11 protein-coding genes and 1 tRNA gene are annotated in these 14,253 nt (G+C 71.0%); 1 reads left to right on the forward strand and 11 read right to left on the reverse strand.

Annotated features, from left to right (window positions below):
* Window positions 1-5: 5 nt before the first annotated feature.
* The 4 genes from ABT345_RS25280 to ABT345_RS25295 form a co-directional block, all read right to left on the reverse strand.
* Window positions 6-1,592 (reverse strand): MFS transporter, encoded by a 1,587-nt coding sequence (locus ABT345_RS25280; RefSeq protein ID WP_345092038.1) that lies wholly within the window; start codon window positions 1,590-1,592, stop codon window positions 6-8.
* Window positions 1,589-2,140, reverse strand: a complete 552-nt coding sequence (locus ABT345_RS25285) for a TetR/AcrR family transcriptional regulator (protein WP_345092041.1) — start codon at window positions 2,138-2,140, stop codon at window positions 1,589-1,591. The genes ABT345_RS25280 and ABT345_RS25285 overlap by 4 nt, the downstream gene beginning before the upstream one ends.
* 138 nt (window positions 2,141-2,278) lie before the next feature.
* Window positions 2,279-3,706 (reverse strand): argininosuccinate lyase, encoded by a 1,428-nt coding sequence (argH, locus tag ABT345_RS25290; RefSeq protein ID WP_345092044.1) that lies wholly within the window; start codon window positions 3,704-3,706, stop codon window positions 2,279-2,281.
* A gap of 276 nt (window positions 3,707-3,982) precedes the next feature.
* Window positions 3,983-4,375, reverse strand: a complete 393-nt coding sequence (locus tag ABT345_RS25295) for a DUF488 domain-containing protein (protein ID WP_345092047.1) — start codon at window positions 4,373-4,375, stop codon at window positions 3,983-3,985.
* A gap of 188 nt (window positions 4,376-4,563) precedes the next feature.
* Between ABT345_RS25295 and ABT345_RS25300 the strand changes: the two genes are divergently transcribed.
* Window positions 4,564-4,637 (forward strand) — tRNA-Pro (locus ABT345_RS25300).
* 865 nt (window positions 4,638-5,502) lie between these two features.
* Here ABT345_RS25300 and ABT345_RS25305 read toward each other — a convergent pair.
* The 7 genes from ABT345_RS25305 to ABT345_RS25335 all read right to left on the reverse strand — a co-directional run bounded on the left by ABT345_RS25305 (window position 5,503) and on the right by ABT345_RS25335 (window position 14,209).
* Entirely contained in the window at window positions 5,503-7,347 is a 1,845-nt protein-coding gene (locus ABT345_RS25305; RefSeq protein WP_345092050.1) for a hypothetical protein, read from the reverse strand.
* Window positions 7,340-7,801 (reverse strand): ABC-three component system middle component 2, encoded by a 462-nt coding sequence (locus tag ABT345_RS25310; protein WP_345092053.1) that lies wholly within the window; start codon window positions 7,799-7,801, stop codon window positions 7,340-7,342. The genes ABT345_RS25305 and ABT345_RS25310 overlap by 8 nt, the downstream gene beginning before the upstream one ends.
* Window positions 7,798-8,892, reverse strand: coding sequence for an ABC-three component system protein (locus ABT345_RS25315; RefSeq protein WP_345092056.1), 1,095 nt, complete (start codon window positions 8,890-8,892; stop codon window positions 7,798-7,800). The genes ABT345_RS25310 and ABT345_RS25315 overlap by 4 nt, the downstream gene beginning before the upstream one ends.
* 439 nt (window positions 8,893-9,331) lie before the next feature.
* Window positions 9,332-11,776, reverse strand: a complete 2,445-nt coding sequence (gene secD / locus ABT345_RS25320) for a protein translocase subunit SecD (RefSeq protein WP_345092058.1) — start codon at window positions 11,774-11,776, stop codon at window positions 9,332-9,334.
* A gap of 66 nt (window positions 11,777-11,842) precedes the next feature.
* A complete protein-coding gene (locus ABT345_RS25325; protein ID WP_345092060.1) occupies window positions 11,843-12,505 on the reverse strand; it encodes a hypothetical protein in 663 nt (220 codons plus the stop codon).
* A 76-nt stretch (window positions 12,506-12,581) separates the two neighbouring features.
* Window positions 12,582-13,250, reverse strand: coding sequence for a response regulator (locus tag ABT345_RS25330; RefSeq protein ID WP_345092063.1), 669 nt, complete (start codon window positions 13,248-13,250; stop codon window positions 12,582-12,584).
* Window positions 13,247-14,209 (reverse strand): HAMP domain-containing sensor histidine kinase, encoded by a 963-nt coding sequence (locus ABT345_RS25335; RefSeq protein ID WP_345092066.1) that lies wholly within the window; start codon window positions 14,207-14,209, stop codon window positions 13,247-13,249. The genes ABT345_RS25330 and ABT345_RS25335 overlap by 4 nt, the downstream gene beginning before the upstream one ends.
* Window positions 14,210-14,253: the final 44 nt, after the last annotated feature.

Consider the following 14,253-nt stretch of genomic DNA (forward strand, 5'->3'; position numbering starts at 1 on the left):
CCGTGCTATGCCGTCGCGCCCGTGCCCCGCTGCCCGCCGGCGGCCGGTTCCTCCGGGTTGTCGCCGAGCTTCTGGCCGCGCAGCAGGAACCATGCGACGACCGAGGCGGTCAGCAGCAGCGCGGCGCCGATGCCCGCCGCGACGTCCAGGCCCTCGACGAAGGCGTCCTGCGCGGAGTGCAGCAGCGCGTCGGACTGCGCCGGCGGCAGCGTCCGCGCCGCCTCCACCGCGCCGCCCAGCGACTCATGGGCCGCGGCGGACGCGGCGCCCGGCACGCCCGCCGGGTCGGGGAAGCCGCGGTAGATGCCGGTCACGATGGAGCCGAGCAGGGCGATGCCGAGCGCGGCGCCCAGTTCGTAGGCCGTCTCGGAGACCGCGGAGGCGGCACCCGCCTCCTCCTTGGGGACGCTGGAGAGGATGACGTCGGCGGTGACGGTGAAGGCGAACCCGGCGCCGACGCCGACGACGAAGAGGATCACGGTCAGCGCGAGGGTGGAGGTGTCGGCGTGCAGGGCGGTGCACCCGGCGAGCGCGAGGCCCACGACGGCGAGCCCGCCCGCCACCACGACGCGGACGGAGAGCCGCCGGGCGACATATCCCGCGGCCAGGCCCGCGCCCACCGCGCCGACCGCCGCGGGCAGTTCGACGAGTCCGGCGTTGAGCGGCGGCCGCAGCTGCACCATCTGGAGGAACTGCGAGAGGAAGAAGACCAGTCCGGACAGGCCGAGGATGGTCAGCAGATCGGCGAGGACCGCGCCGGAGAAGCCCCGGTGGTGGAAGAGCTTCATGTTCAGCAGCGGCGAGTCGAGCCGGTACTGACGGCGGACGAACACCACCAGCGCGGCGACGCCGACGACCGCGGCCACCGCGATGTCCCAGCGGAAGCCGACCACCGCCGCCTCCTTGATCGCGTAGACCACGGCGACGATGCCGACGAGGGAGAGCGCGACGCTGGGCAGGTCCCACGGGCCCGGCTCGGGGTTGCGCGACTCGGGGATGACCCGGGCGCCGACGACCACGAGGAGCGCCATCACGGGAAGGTTGATCAAAAAGACCGAGCCCCACCAGAAGTGGCCCAGTAGGAAGCCGCCGAGGACCGGGCCGACGGCGGTGCCCGCCGAGGCCATCGCGCCCCAGATACCGACCGCCAGGCTGCGCTCCCTGGGGTCGTGGAAGAGGTTGCGGATCAGGGCGAGGGTGGCCGGCATCAGCGTCGCCCCGGCCACGCCGAGCAGCGCCCGCGCCGCGATCATCATCTCCGGGCTGGTCGCGTACGCGCACAGCGCCGACATCGCGCCGAACGCCACGGAGCCGATGAGCAGCAGCCGTTTGCGGCCGATGCGGTCGCCGAGGCTGCCCATCGAGACCAGCAGACCGGCGATGACGAACGAGTAGATGTCGCCGATCCACAGCAGTTGGGTGCCGGACGGCTGGAGGTCCTCGCTGAGGTAGGGGGTGGCCAGCCCCAGGACGGTGGCGTCGACGCCGACCAGCAGCACCGCGAGCACGAGGACGGTGAGCGCCAGCCAGCGTCCCGGGCGGGGGTGGTCCTCATGGGCGGAACCGGCGCCCACCGGTGCGCTCTCGGTCATTTCTCCATGCTCCGTCGTGCGCCGCCGAGCAGCAGCTCGGCGATCGAGTGGGTGAAGTCGTTGCGGGCCACCCGGCCGTCGTGAACCGCCCAGGCACCGGCGCCGACCAGGCCGTAGAGCGCCTCGGTCAGCCAGGCCGCGCCGAGGTCGATACGGAAGTCGCCCTCCTCCTGACCGCGGCGGAACAGTGCGTGGATCCGGGCGTCCAGGCGGGCCCAGCCCTCGTTGATCTCCGCGCCCTCGAAGAGCTGGTTCTCGGTGAAGAGGAAGGCGAGGACGCCGGCGACCTGTTCGGTCTCGGCGACGAGCCGCCGGAGCGCGGCCGGTGCGTCGTCCTCGTCGAGCCGGGCGGCGTCCAGGGCGCGGGTGAGCTGCTCGATGCCCAGCTCCTCCAGCGCGCGGATTAGCGCGTCGCGCCCGGCGAAGTGGCGGTGCAGCGTGGCGCGGCCGATTCCGGCGGCGCGGGCGATCTCGTCCATGGAGGACGTGGGCCGCCGCGCGAGCAGCGCCGCGGCGGCGGTGAGTACATGGGAACGGTCCACAGCCATGAGACGCACCTTAGCCGAATGAGACGTGATTGTCTCATTCAGGCGTTGTGTATCTCGCGCGGCCGCCCCTTCCCACGGAAACGGCGTCGGCGGCCCTCCCCGCAGGAAGGGCCGCCGCCGACACGTACGGGTGAAGGGTCAGCGCTTGGCCGCGGCCCACTGCTGCTGGACGGTGAGGTCGGACTTGACCTCGGCGAGCTGGACGGCGACGGCGGACGGGGCGGTGCCGCCGCGGCCGTTGCGGGAGGCGAGCGCGCCGGGGACGTTGAGGACGGTGCGGACCTCGGGGGTCAGCTCGGCGGAGATCTTCGCGAACTGCTCGTCCGTCAGCTCGTCCAGCTCCTTGCCCTCGGCCTCGGCGACCTTCACGCACTCGCCGGCGACCTCGTGCGCCACCCGGAACGGCACGCCCTGCTTGACCAGCCACTCGGCGATGTCGGTGGCGAGCGAGAAGCCCGCCGGCGCCAGCTCCGCCATCCGCTCGCGGTTGACGGTGAGCGTCGCCATCATGCCGGTGAACGCCGGAAGCAGGATCTCCAGCTGGTCGCAGGAGTCGAAGACCGGCTCCTTGTCCTCCTGGAGGTCGCGGTTGTACGCGAGCGGCAGCGCCTTGAGCGTCGCCAGCAGCCCGGTGAGGTTGCCGATCAGCCGGCCGGACTTGCCACGCGCCAGCTCCGCGATGTCCGGGTTCTTCTTCTGCGGCATGATCGACGAGCCGGTGGAGAAGGCGTCGTGGAGGGTGACGAAGGAGAACTCCTTCGTGTTCCACAGGATGATCTCCTCGGCGATCCGGGAGAGGTTGACGCCGATCATCGCGGTGATGAACGCGAACTCCGCGACGAAGTCCCGCGAGGCGGTGCCGTCGATGGAGTTCCCGGCGCTGCCGCGCTCGAAGCCGAGGTCGGCGGCGACCGCCTCCGGGTCGAGGCCGAGCGAGGAGCCCGCCAGCGCGCCGGAGCCGTACGGCGAGACGGCGGTCCGCTCGTCCCACTGCCGCAGCCGCTCGGCGTCCCGTGACAGCGACTGGACGTGGGCCAGCACGTGGTGGGCGAAGAGCACCGGCTGGGCGTGCTGGAGGTGGGTGCGGCCCGGCATGGCGACGTCCGGGTGCGCCTCGGCGAGGCCGACCAGCGCCTCCTGGAGGTCGGCGAGCAGCCCGCCGATGATCCGGGCGTGGTCGCGCAGGTACATCCGGAAGAGCGTGGCGACCTGGTCGTTGCGGGAGCGCCCGGCGCGCAGCTTGCCGCCGAGGTCGGGACCGAGCCGCTCCAGCAGTCCGCGCTCCAGGGCGGTGTGAACGTCCTCGTCGGCGACGGTGCCGGTGAACGAGCCGTCGGCGACGTCCGCCTCCAGCTGGTCGAGTCCGGCGATCATGCGCTTCAGCTCGTCGGCGGTGAGCAGTCCCGCCTTGTGCAGCACGCGGGCGTGGGCGCGCGAGCCGGCGATGTCGTAGGGGGCCAGCCGCCAGTCGAAGTGGACGGATGCGGACAGGAGGGCCAGCGCCTCGGCGGGACCGTCGGCGAACCGTCCGCCCCAGAGCCGGACGTCACCGCTGTTGCTGCTCACTGCTGCTCCTCGAAGGGTGGTGAGGTACCACCGTCCGCCCGCGCGGGGCGGGCGGACGGCCGTCGTACGAAGGTCGAGTGGGTAACGAGCCGGGCCGGACGAGGTCGCGCCCGGCCACATCCGCGACGGGCCGCCGGAGCGGGCGGGCACGAGGCGCGCGGCCCCGGCTCGCTCTGCGCGATCCCTACGCTGGTGAGCATAATTATGCAGTGGACTGCATGATTCGTCAATGTGGAGGGGTGGCGGGGCGCCGGGCCCCGGGTGCGCCGCGGAGCGTCAGCCGGCGGAGCGCAGCTCCTCCAGCAGGATCTGCACATGGCCGTGCGGGAGGTCCTTCGTGGCGGTCAGCAGAGTCATGGGGCCCTCGGCGGCCAGCTCGCGCAGATGGTGCAGCGCCTCGCCCGCGTCCGCGTCCCGCGCCAGCTCCTCGCGGTAGCGATCGGCGAACTCCGCGAACCGCTCGGGTTCGTGCCGGTACCAGTGGCGCAGGTCCGTCGAGGGCGCGACGCGCTTGCACCACTCGGTGAGCTGCGCGTCCTCCTTGGAGAGCCCCCGCGGCCAGAGCCGGTCGACCAGCACCCGCGCGCCGTCGGACGGCTCCGGCGTCTCGTAGACGCGGCGGACGCGCAGGCCGTCGGCGGACTTCCGCCCGGAAGATTTTGTGGCCATACCTCATCGAAACACGCCGCGCGCCGATCCGCCGGTGCGGACGCCGGGGCCCGGTCCGGGGGCCTCACGCAGGGCGCCGGGACGCCGCCGGAGAGCGCTTCGGGACCCCGCTTTTGGTCTCCGGGCACCGGACAGGGTACTTTTCTTCTGCACGCCCCGACCGGAGCACTTCCGGTCGGTACATGCACCGGGACGTGGCGCAGCTTGGTAGCGCACTTGACTGGGGGTCAAGGGGTCGCAGGTTCAAATCCTGTCGTCCCGACGGTGCGAAGGCCCGTCGGCCGGAGAGAAATCTCCAGGTCGGCGGGTTTTTTCGTGTGCGCGCGGGGTGGGCGGTCGACCTTGCCATGCCAGCGCCACTGAAGACCTTGATCAGATCGGTCGCCTCGAGGTCGACCTGGTCGCAGTGGGCGAGGAAGCAGGCCACCTCCTATACAGTCCAGATTCGTCGCTCCAGCGATGACAGCCAGCGAAGGGCCAAGAGAAACCGGAGTGCGGGGAGGCTGGGCTGGCCGCCGCGTCGCCAAATGCGCTGGAGTGGGTGATGCACGCCAGTGGGCGGCGACGACCCGGCTGGCGACAAAGACCGAGACGTGGCGGCGGGCGAGCTGTTGCGCTTGAGGCCACTGAATGCTGGGGACGCGGTCATGGCGGACGCAGTCGCAGTACCAGGCCATGATGGCTGGTTTCAGCATGAGCGCTTTCCGCCCGTCGGGCCGCCAGGTAAGCGGCGACCGTCCGGTTCGGGTCTGCGCGAACCTGTCGGCCTCACCCTCGAGGAACCGCCGCAGGACCTTTTCGGTCGAGCGCTGATTGGCGAACCACCCCACGCCCCGCCGTCCGGCGGTGGCTCGGGACGGGAACATCGACGGCGAAGATCCAGATCCCGCATTCACTGTCAGTGAACAAATGAACACAGTTCATATCGATCTGGTGGCAATAGAGCTCCCTGGAGCCACAACACGGCGGTAGACGCGGCTTGCGACGGCACTGGCCAGGAAATGCCTCCCGGGCAGCGGGCGAGCCCGTTAAATACGGTTTCGGCAGCCAGAGGGCTTCCGCCTCTACCCGTGCCCTTGCGGGATCGGGCAGAGGCATCTCAGGTATTGGATTCTCGAGAATCTGTTTTACCTGGGTGCTTTCGGCGAGCATGCGACGCTGGTGGGGAAGAAGCCGCGGCGGCCTTCGGTCGAGCCGGTGAAGCGGTAGGCGGTGACGTGGGACAGGACGTCGTCCGGGGGGTCTCCGTTCTCGATGACGACAGCCTGGCCAGGAAACGTGGCCATGTCGCGGTAAAAGTGGTCGACGACCTGTCCGGTGATGTCGACGTCCTCACCTACGGGCTCTCGGTAGGTGACAACTGGGGAGTCGAGTACAACGAAGCCAGGGTGCGTGAGCTCGTGGTCGTGGCAGTAGCGGGCAAGAGCGGTGGTGAACGCCGAGTGCAGCACGGAGCGCACCCCCTTGCCTCGCCCCGCGCGGGGCCGGCTACCGGCACGGATGTCGACGGTGTACTGGTCGTACTCGGCGAAGTCGACAGCGGGCACCTTCCAGGCGGCGAGGGTGTCCCTAAGAGCGCTGTCAAAGGCGTTCACCACGCGTGCGGGGATGTGCTCGACCGGGCGATTGGTGGCGCCCACGCCTTCGCAGTCGAGGGCAGAGCGTCGGTGCTCGAGTTCGCTGATACGAGAATGCAATTCCAGTTCTCGCTCCACCGTGGATCGGGCGGCAAGAAGATCTTCCATGTGCCCTCGCAGGGGCCCCAACTGGCCTTCGGCTGATTCGATCTGTGTGTCGAGGTCAACAGCCTGTGCCCTGCCGGATTCGTGGTGCATGCGCAGGGTGGCCAGCTCAGCGTCCAGCTGCGCGATCGTGGGAAGAAGGTCAGTAAGCAGACTGGTGGTCTTGCTCATCTCCGCATGGACGGCCTCGTGGAGCTGCGTGGTCTCCTCGGCGCTGTGGTCGGGGTGTTGGTGCTCGGGTTCGGCACCACAGAAGACGCAGGTTCCCATACGGAAGAAGCCCAAGAGACTGCCGGCTTCGCTGACCGTTTCCAAGCGCTCCAGGTCGGAGCGGTACTGCTGCTCGAGGAGCCTGAATCGGGTGAGGAGGTCGGTAACTTCGGCCAGACGGTTCTCCAGTGCGGCCAGTTTCTGGGATGTTTGCATACGACTGGAAACCGCATTCATGTGCCGGTCAGCGATCAACCTCAGGGACTGGGACTGTGTGTCAATCGTGGTCTGGATCCGTGTCAGCCGCTCGCGCAGCTGCGTCTCGTTCTCCTGGGTTGTGAGCTTGCCCGTGAGGTCGAGGACGATCTGGTCCAGAAGATTGATCTTCCCTTTGTGGACCCGGCGCTGGCCTTGGTTCGGTCCCGTGTCGACGACGGGGTCACCCTCGCCAGTGAGAAGAAACTTCATCACCGAAGCAGCAGGTGTCTTGATCGAATTGGCGTGAGAGGTCAGGGCCGGGGAGAGCGGGTCGACCATGCGCGTTTCCGTGACAACCGATAGGTGTGCAAGGTCGGCAAGCATCAGATCGCGCGTCCCGCCCGCTTCGTTCTTGCGGATGCGTACATCGCCTAGGCCGAGCTCACCTAACAAGAACATGGACAGGCTGCGGGTGCTGCGCGCGGTGTGGGTGGCTGTCAGGTGACGATCCGCGGGACGGGTCACCAGGTCTCGGAGATCGGCGAAGTGCGCCTGTACGGCGTTGCTATCGGGCCGACGCACGAGAGTGACAGGGCTGCCATCCCGCAGACGCAGCCCGAGAAGGATCTGACTGTAGCCCTCGGCTTCGGGGATAAGGGTCAGGCTGCTGTTGCCGAGCATGTAGGCGATGGAATCGACAATGAACGACTTGCCAGTGTCGGAGGCCCCGTAGATGACCGTCATGTCGTTGTCGAAGACAACTTGCGCGGGGGGCTTTGCTGATCCGGCGTAGGTGAGGTGGAGCAGTCTCAGGTCAGTCACGGTAGACCTCGTGCGGCAGCAGTGTGTCGGCGGGACGATTGATGAGGTCGCGTGTGACGGCGTCCACCTCGACCTGGGGCGCGTATTCGTGCACGACCCACTCGGCGCGATCGCGCAGGCGGTCTACATAAGGGGTTTCGAGGATGTCGATGAACGCCGGCCCCCGCTCTGTGGCCCGGTACATCAGGCCCTGTTGCTGTGCTTCGATCCCGGCCAGCCCGGCACGGATCAGTACGAGCAGGCCCTGCTCAAGGACCCGACGCTTCATGCCAAGCTCTCCGGTGCGCGCAGGCAGGTCGGGGTGCAAGCTCGGCGGGCCGTCGAATTCCGCGCTGTGGAGAAGGGCGTAGTCGAGCAGGACAAGCTGGGCGAGGTCCATGGGTTCGGGGTGACTCTCGGCCAGCAGAGCCAGGGCACGCACACCGACCTCCAGCGGACTGTTGAGCGGGTTCATGCCTTACCTCCTTGGCGCCAGGTGAGCCGATCGTCATTCGCCAGGTGGTGACATACCCCTTTACGGTCGAGAGGTCTCACTTGCTTGGCGAGGATTGTCTCGGTGAGCACCACCTGACCAGCTGTGACGAGGACGGCTTGGAGTCGCTCAAGGGCGCTGGGGTGCCGGCCGCGCGCTACCTCAACAACGATCGCGTGGATGTCGTCGAGAACGGCTTCGAAGTGGCCCTCGGGAGTGGCATCACGGGCGAACACGCGCAGGGATTCGGCGCTGTAGAAGGCTTCACGCTGACGGTTGAGGTGATCTTGGGCGTCCTCGTTTTCGGCGACGCGCTCCAGCGTGTTGGTCCCTTCGCCCCATTCCTCGCGGTAGGCGTCGAGTAGTTTCTGGATGTACCGCGCCTCAAGGGGTGTGTGCTCCGCTGGCGGGTTCATGATCTGCGGGCGAGGTGGCAGCGGCTGGGCGAACCGGTCGGCCCAGTGCCGGGTGGTCTTGTGCAGCTCAAGCATCTCGTCCATGGCGACCGGTTCGAACATGGAGAAGTCGGTGCTCTGCGCCAGACTGGCGACGCTCTCGCGCTCGGCAGAGCTGAGCGAGGTGATGGCGGTGTCCTTGGTGGAGGTGAGTTCTTCCAGGAACCTCGCCCGTGTGTCAGAGGGCCTGGCGAACTGCTTCACCAGGCTGCGACCGATGATCGGCGCGGCAAAGATGTACCGGCTCGGCAGTGTGTAGCGCTTCTGCACAACTGAGGCGAAGAGCTTCCTGATCTCAGGTGCGGCCTTCGACCAGGTAAGAGCGTCGCCATAGTGCTTGCACTGGTAGTTGTGCCATTCACCTTCCATGGCCTGAGGCGTGAGGTAGGCGGCGACGTCCACTCCGTGATCTCCGGTGCCGCCGTGCCGTTCCACGCGCGCGTAGCGGGTATTAAGGGCTGGAACCCATTCCTCGACGAACTCTTCGAACTCGTTGGGATCGTAGGCGAAGACCTGCTTCTTGGGGCTCGGCAAGGACGGGAAGTGCAGCCCGGCTCCGGACAGCCTGAGCTTGGCAGCCTTGTCACGATTCGCCGCAGCGTCGCCATCGTCCAGCACGCATTCCCCCCGGTGGGCCACGTCCCGCAGTGATCAACACGGAACAGCGGGGCAAGGAATATCATCGGGCGCTTGGTCAAGAAAGAGTCGCTGCATGTTCTCCGGCCAGATTCGGCCAGGCATGCTGTGTGAACCGTCCCCGCGGTGCGGCGATCGCGGGCCTTGAGTCCGACCAACGCCGCATGGTGCAGCGTTCCCGGAGAGGGAGGTCCAGAGTCCGTCCGGACCTCCCTCTCCCGGTTTCCGTGATCACGGAGAGTTGGACTTCGGTCGCCCATTACTCCTGGGGGTCAAGGGGTCGCAGGTTCAAATCCTGTCGTCCCGACGGTGCGAAGGCCCGTCGGCCGGAGAGAAATCTCCAGGTCGGCGGGTTTTTCCGTGTGCGCGCACCGGGGTGGGCGGTGGTCCGGCCGCGCGGGCCGGGCCACCGCCCTCCGGGTCAGACGCGGGCGCCCGTGTCGTGGCGCGGCCGCTCGCCCGCCGGGCGGCGGGTGCGGGCGCCGCGCGGGCGGGCCGGCTGCGGCGGCGGGGCGCCGCTCGCCGCCTCCAGCGCGATGGCCAGCGGCAGCGCCGTGAACATCGACGAGTACGTACCGACGCCGATGCCGATGAGCAGCGCCACCGCGAAGTCGGTCAGCGTGTCACCGGCCAGGACGGCCAGCGCGGCGAGGATGAAGACCGCGCCGATGCCGGTGTTCACCGTCCGCGGCACGGTCTGCAGCAGCGCCCGGCCCGCGACCTTACGGAACGGTGCGGCGCGGTCGGCGGCCCACAGTTCGCGGACCCGGTCGAAGACCACGACGGAGTCGTTGACGGAGTAGCCGACGACGGTCAGCAGCGCGGCGAGGAAGACGCCGTCGACCGGTTTGCCGAGCCAGGCGAAGGCGCCGACCAGCACCACCACGTCATGGGCGAGGGCGGCGACCGCGGAGAGGGCGAAGGTCCAGCGGAAGCGGATCGCCAGGTAGAGCATCTGGCCGGCCAGCGCCACGCCCAGGGCGATCAGTGCCCCGCGGCGCAGTTCGGAGCCGAGGCTCGGCCCGATCTGCTCGTCGCGCACCTTCTCCGCGCCGCCGCCGAGCCGGGAGACCACCTCGGTGACCCGCTTCCCCTCCGTGGCGGACAGCGGCTCGGTGCGGACGGTCAGCTCCTTCGTGCCCGAGGTGTGGACCACCGCGCGCGGGAAGCCCGCGTCGCCCAGGGCGGTACGGGCGCGTTCGGCGTCCACGGGCGCGGTGGTCGTGTACTCGATCATCCGGCCGCCGGTGAACTCCACCCCGTAGTCGACACCGCGGACGACGATGCCGGTCACGGCCAGCGCGAGCGCGAGGGCGGCCAGCAGCGGCCAGCGGCGGCGGTGGCGCAGCGGGTCGGGGGCGCGGCGCTCCAGCCAGGTGCGGACCCGGCCGGGGCGGGCGAGCCCGGTCAGGCCCGGGCGGCGGGTCACCGCCTGCCGGGAGAGGGTGAGTTCGGCCAGGACGCGGGTGATGAGCAGGGCGCTCACCATGGAGGCGAGGACGCCGATGCACAGGGTCACGCCGAAGCCGCGGACCGGGCCGGAGGCGAAGGCGAACAGCAGGCCCGCGGCGAGCAGGGTGGTGAGGTTGGAGTCGGCGATGGCGCTGAAGGCGTGCCGGAATCCGGCGGTTAGCGCGGCGCGGGGGCTGCGGCGCGGGGCGCCGCGCCGGGTCCGGCCGCCCGCCGCGTACTCCTCGCGGGCCCGCTCGAAGACCAGGACGTTGGCGTCGACGGCCATGCCGATGGCGAGGACGAACCCGGCGAGCCCGGGGAGGGTCAGGGTCGCGCCGACGGCGAGCAGCGCGGCGTACGAGATCAGGGCGTAGCAGGCCAGCGCGGCGGCGGCGAGGGCGCCGAGGAGGCGGTAGACGACGGCGAGGAAGACCGCGGTCAGCGCCGTGCCGAGGAGCGCCGCGCGGGCGCTGGAGTCGAGGGCGGCGGCGCCGAGGGTCGGGCCGACGGTGCGCTGCTCGACGGTCTCGACGGGGACCGGCAGGGCGCCGCCGTTGATCAGGAGGGCGAGTTCCTTCGCGGAATCCTGGTCGAAGCCGCCGGTGATCTGGGTGGCGCCGCCGGTGATGCCGGTGCCGCAGGCGACGGACGGGTCGACCTGCGGGGACGAGATGATCTTGTTGTCGAGGACGATGGCGGCGCGGCGGGCCGGATCGCCCGCGGGTGCGCAGGCCGCCTCGGCGGTGAGCTTCTCCCAGGCCTGCTCCCCCGAACCGCGCAGGTCGAGGGCGATGTGCCAGCCCGTACCGCGCTCCGCGTCGAACCGGGCGGTGGCGTTCTCCACCCCGTCACCGGTGAGCGCGGGCGGGCCGAGCCGCAGCCGGGCACCGGACTCGTCGGGGAGAACGGGGCCGGGGTCCTTGCCGGAATTCTTGCCGGAATTCTTCGCGGAATCCTGGCCGGAGTCCTTCGCGGAGCCCTTGCCGGGGGCCGGGGTGGCCTTGTCCGGCCCGTCCTTGCCGGTCCCCTCCTTGCCGGTGGCCGGACGATCGGTGGGGGCGGCGGTGCCGAGGACGGGGTGGACGGTCAGTTGGGCGGTGCGGCCGAGGACGCCGGCGGCGTGGGCCGGGTCCTGGACGCCGGGGAGTTCGACGACGATGCGGTGGTCGCCGGAGCGGGTCAGGGAGGGTTCGGCGACGCCGAGGGCGTCCACCCGGCGGCGCAGCACCTCCAGCGTGCGGTCGGTGGCGTCCCGGTCGGCCGTGGCCGACGGGGAGTCGCGGGTCTCCAGCACGAGCTGCGTACCGCCGCGCAGATCGAGACCGAGCCGGACGGGTTGGGTCACGGCGAGATAGGCGGACAGGGCGAGCACGGCGAACGCGAACAGCGCGCGCACCCTGGTGGCGCGGGTCATGGTGCCTCCAACAGGCGTACCGCGTCCGGGCGTTGCCGGGCGCGGTGGAATGCGACAGGACGTCGGTCAGCTGCCGGAGGAGGGCGGGGCGCGAGCCGGCGGAAGCGCGGCGAAACCGGGCGCGCCCGCGAAGGCGGCCCGGATCCGCGGCGGGCGCGGCCCGGTGTACGGCGGTACGGGGAGGACGGCCGCGGGCGGCGTGCCCGACAGCGGGTGGTACGTCTGCTCGGGACCGGCGCCCGGGCCCGCCCGCAGCACGGGCGCCGGACACCGGACGTGAGGGGCGGCCCGCAGCCCACCGGTGAAGCGGGCGGCGTGGGGGGCCTCGGGGTGCGGGGGCGCGGGCTGGGCGGCGGGGACGGAGGGAGCGGCGGGGGCGTGCGGCTCGGTGGTGGCTTCCGTGGCCGAAGTGGCGCGGGGCCCGGAGGCGGCATCCGGCCCGGAAGCGGCGCGGGGCCCGGAAGCGACGCCCGGCCCGGAGGTGGCGCGGGACCCGGAGGCGGCGCCCGGCCGGGAGGCGGCGCCCGCCGGGACGGCACCCGGCGCATACCCGGCATCCGCCGGCCGGACGGTGCTCGTCGCGGGGAGGGGCGGGAGCGCCGCCCGCTCCCCCGTCGGCGGCGGGAGCGCGCCGAGGAGCAGGGCGGTGAGCAGCAGGAGGGTGCGCAGCACCGGGCCGCGCAGGTCTCGGGCGGCCGGGTCCGGCCGTCGTCCGTTCCGTCGCGTCATCCCGTCCCTCCCTCCCCTCTCCCGCCCGCCTCGTCCGCTCCGTCCCGTCCCGCCGCCGCTGTCGTGGCCGGCGCCGTTACGGCTCGATCAGGCCCACCCGGATCGCGTACCGGGTCAGCTCCAGGCGGTCGCGCATGCCGAGTTTGTGCAGCATGTTGGCGCGGTGGCGTTCGACCGTCTTGACGCTGATGACGAGGGTGGCGGCGATCTCCTTGGAGGAGTGGCCCTCGGCGACGAGCTTGAGGATCTCCTCCTCGCGGGCGGTGAGGATCTTCTCCGGTACGCCCTCGCCCTGCCGTGCGCGGTCGAGGTAGTGGCGGATCAGGGCGGTGACCGCGCCCGGGTAGAGGAAGGGTTCGCCGCGCATCGCGGAGCGGCAGGCCTCGACGAGGTCGCGGTCGGCGACGGATTTGAGGACGTAGCCGGCGGCGCCCGCCTTGAGCGCCTCGAAGAAGTACTGCTCGTTGTCGTACATCGTCAGCATCAGCAGCCGCAGACCGGGCAGGGCCGCGGAGAGTTCGCGGGCCGCCTGGAGGCCGGTCATCCGGGGCATGGCGACGTCCAGGACCGCCAGGTCGGGGCGGTGCTCGCGGGCCAGTGCGAGGGCCTCGGCGCCGTCGCCCGCCTCGGCGACGACCTCCAGGTCCGGCTCGCCGTCCAGGATCAGCCGGACGCCGCGCCGCACGAGGGCGTGATCGTCGGCGAGCAGGATGCGGACGGGTCCGGGCGCGGTGCGGTCGATCATGCGGCTCCCCTCTCTTCCCGGGGCAGCGGGACGGTCAGCCGGACGCTCAGGCCCCCGGCGGGCGCGGGCCCGATGTCCAGGTCCGCCTCGATGAACAGGGCGCGCTCGCGCATCCCGCGGATCCCGGCGCCCTCGCGGGCCCGGCCCATGCCGCGGCCGTCGTCGCGAACCTCCAGGACCACCGCCCCGGGCGCCCGGCGCAGGGTCAGGTCGACGGTGCGGGCGTCGGCGTGCCGGGCGGTGTTGGTCAGCGCCTCCTGGGCGACGCGGTAGATCACCAGCTCGGCGGCGGCGCCCGGATCCGGCGGGCCGCTGTCGCAGCGGCAGCGCACGGTGAGCCCGGTGTGGGTGGCGTAGTCGGTGGCCAGGGCGGTGAGGGCGCTGGTCAGGCCGAGGTCGTCGAGGACGCCGGGGCGCAGCCGGCGGGCGATGCGGCGGACCTCGTCCAGGCTCTGCCGGGTGGTCTCCTGGGCGTGCCGGAGGTCGCCGCGCAGCTCTTCCGGGGCGCGGTCGGCGGCGCGTTTCAGCTCCAGGAGCACCGCGGTCATGCTCTGGCCGACCTCGTCGTGCAGCTCGCGGGCGATGCGGCGCCGCTCGGACTCCTGGGCGGAGAGGGCGCGGGCGGAGCTGGCGGCGCGTTCGGACTCCAGCCGGTCGAGCATCTCGTTGAAGGTGCGCAGCAGGACGGCGACGGAGCCGTGGCCGTCGACGGGCTGCCGGTGGCCGGGGCGGAGCAGGTCGACGGTGACCATCCGCTGGGTGAGCCGGTCGACCGGGGCGAGGCCGATGCGCAGCAGCGCCGCGTTGGCGACCAGCATGACGACGAGACCGCCGATCAGCACCACCGCCTCGGTCAGCCCCACCGGCACCGAAACGGTCACCGGCGCCCACAGCAGCAACGCGGTGGCCGCTCCCAGCACCACCGCGTTCAGCCCGAAGATCCGCCAGAACAGCGACACCGCGCGCCACACCTCCTTGATCGGCTCACTCTCCCATCCGCCGG

It is taken from the genome of Streptomyces sp. NPDC000404 (assembly GCF_040300365.1).
GTDB lineage: Bacteria > Actinomycetota > Actinomycetes > Streptomycetales > Streptomycetaceae > Streptomyces > Streptomyces ramulosus.

Coding starts and splice junctions, on each gene's coding strand:
- ABT345_RS25295 (WP_345092047.1), bottom strand. CDS start 4,375: ATGGCCACAAAATCTTCCGGGCGGAAGTCCGCCGACGGCCTGCGCGTC.
- ABT345_RS25325 (WP_345092060.1), bottom strand. CDS start 12,505: ATGACGCGACGGAACGGACGACGGCCGGACCCGGCCGCCCGAGACCTG.
- secD (WP_345092058.1), bottom strand. CDS start 11,776: ATGACCCGCGCCACCAGGGTGCGCGCGCTGTTCGCGTTCGCCGTGCTC.
- ABT345_RS25285 (WP_345092041.1), bottom strand. CDS start 2,140: ATGGCTGTGGACCGTTCCCATGTACTCACCGCCGCCGCGGCGCTGCTC.
- ABT345_RS25280 (WP_345092038.1), bottom strand. CDS start 1,592: ATGACCGAGAGCGCACCGGTGGGCGCCGGTTCCGCCCATGAGGACCAC.
- ABT345_RS25310 (WP_345092053.1), bottom strand. CDS start 7,801: ATGAACCCGCTCAACAGTCCGCTGGAGGTCGGTGTGCGTGCCCTGGCT.
- ABT345_RS25330 (WP_345092063.1), bottom strand. CDS start 13,250: ATGATCGACCGCACCGCGCCCGGACCCGTCCGCATCCTGCTCGCCGAC.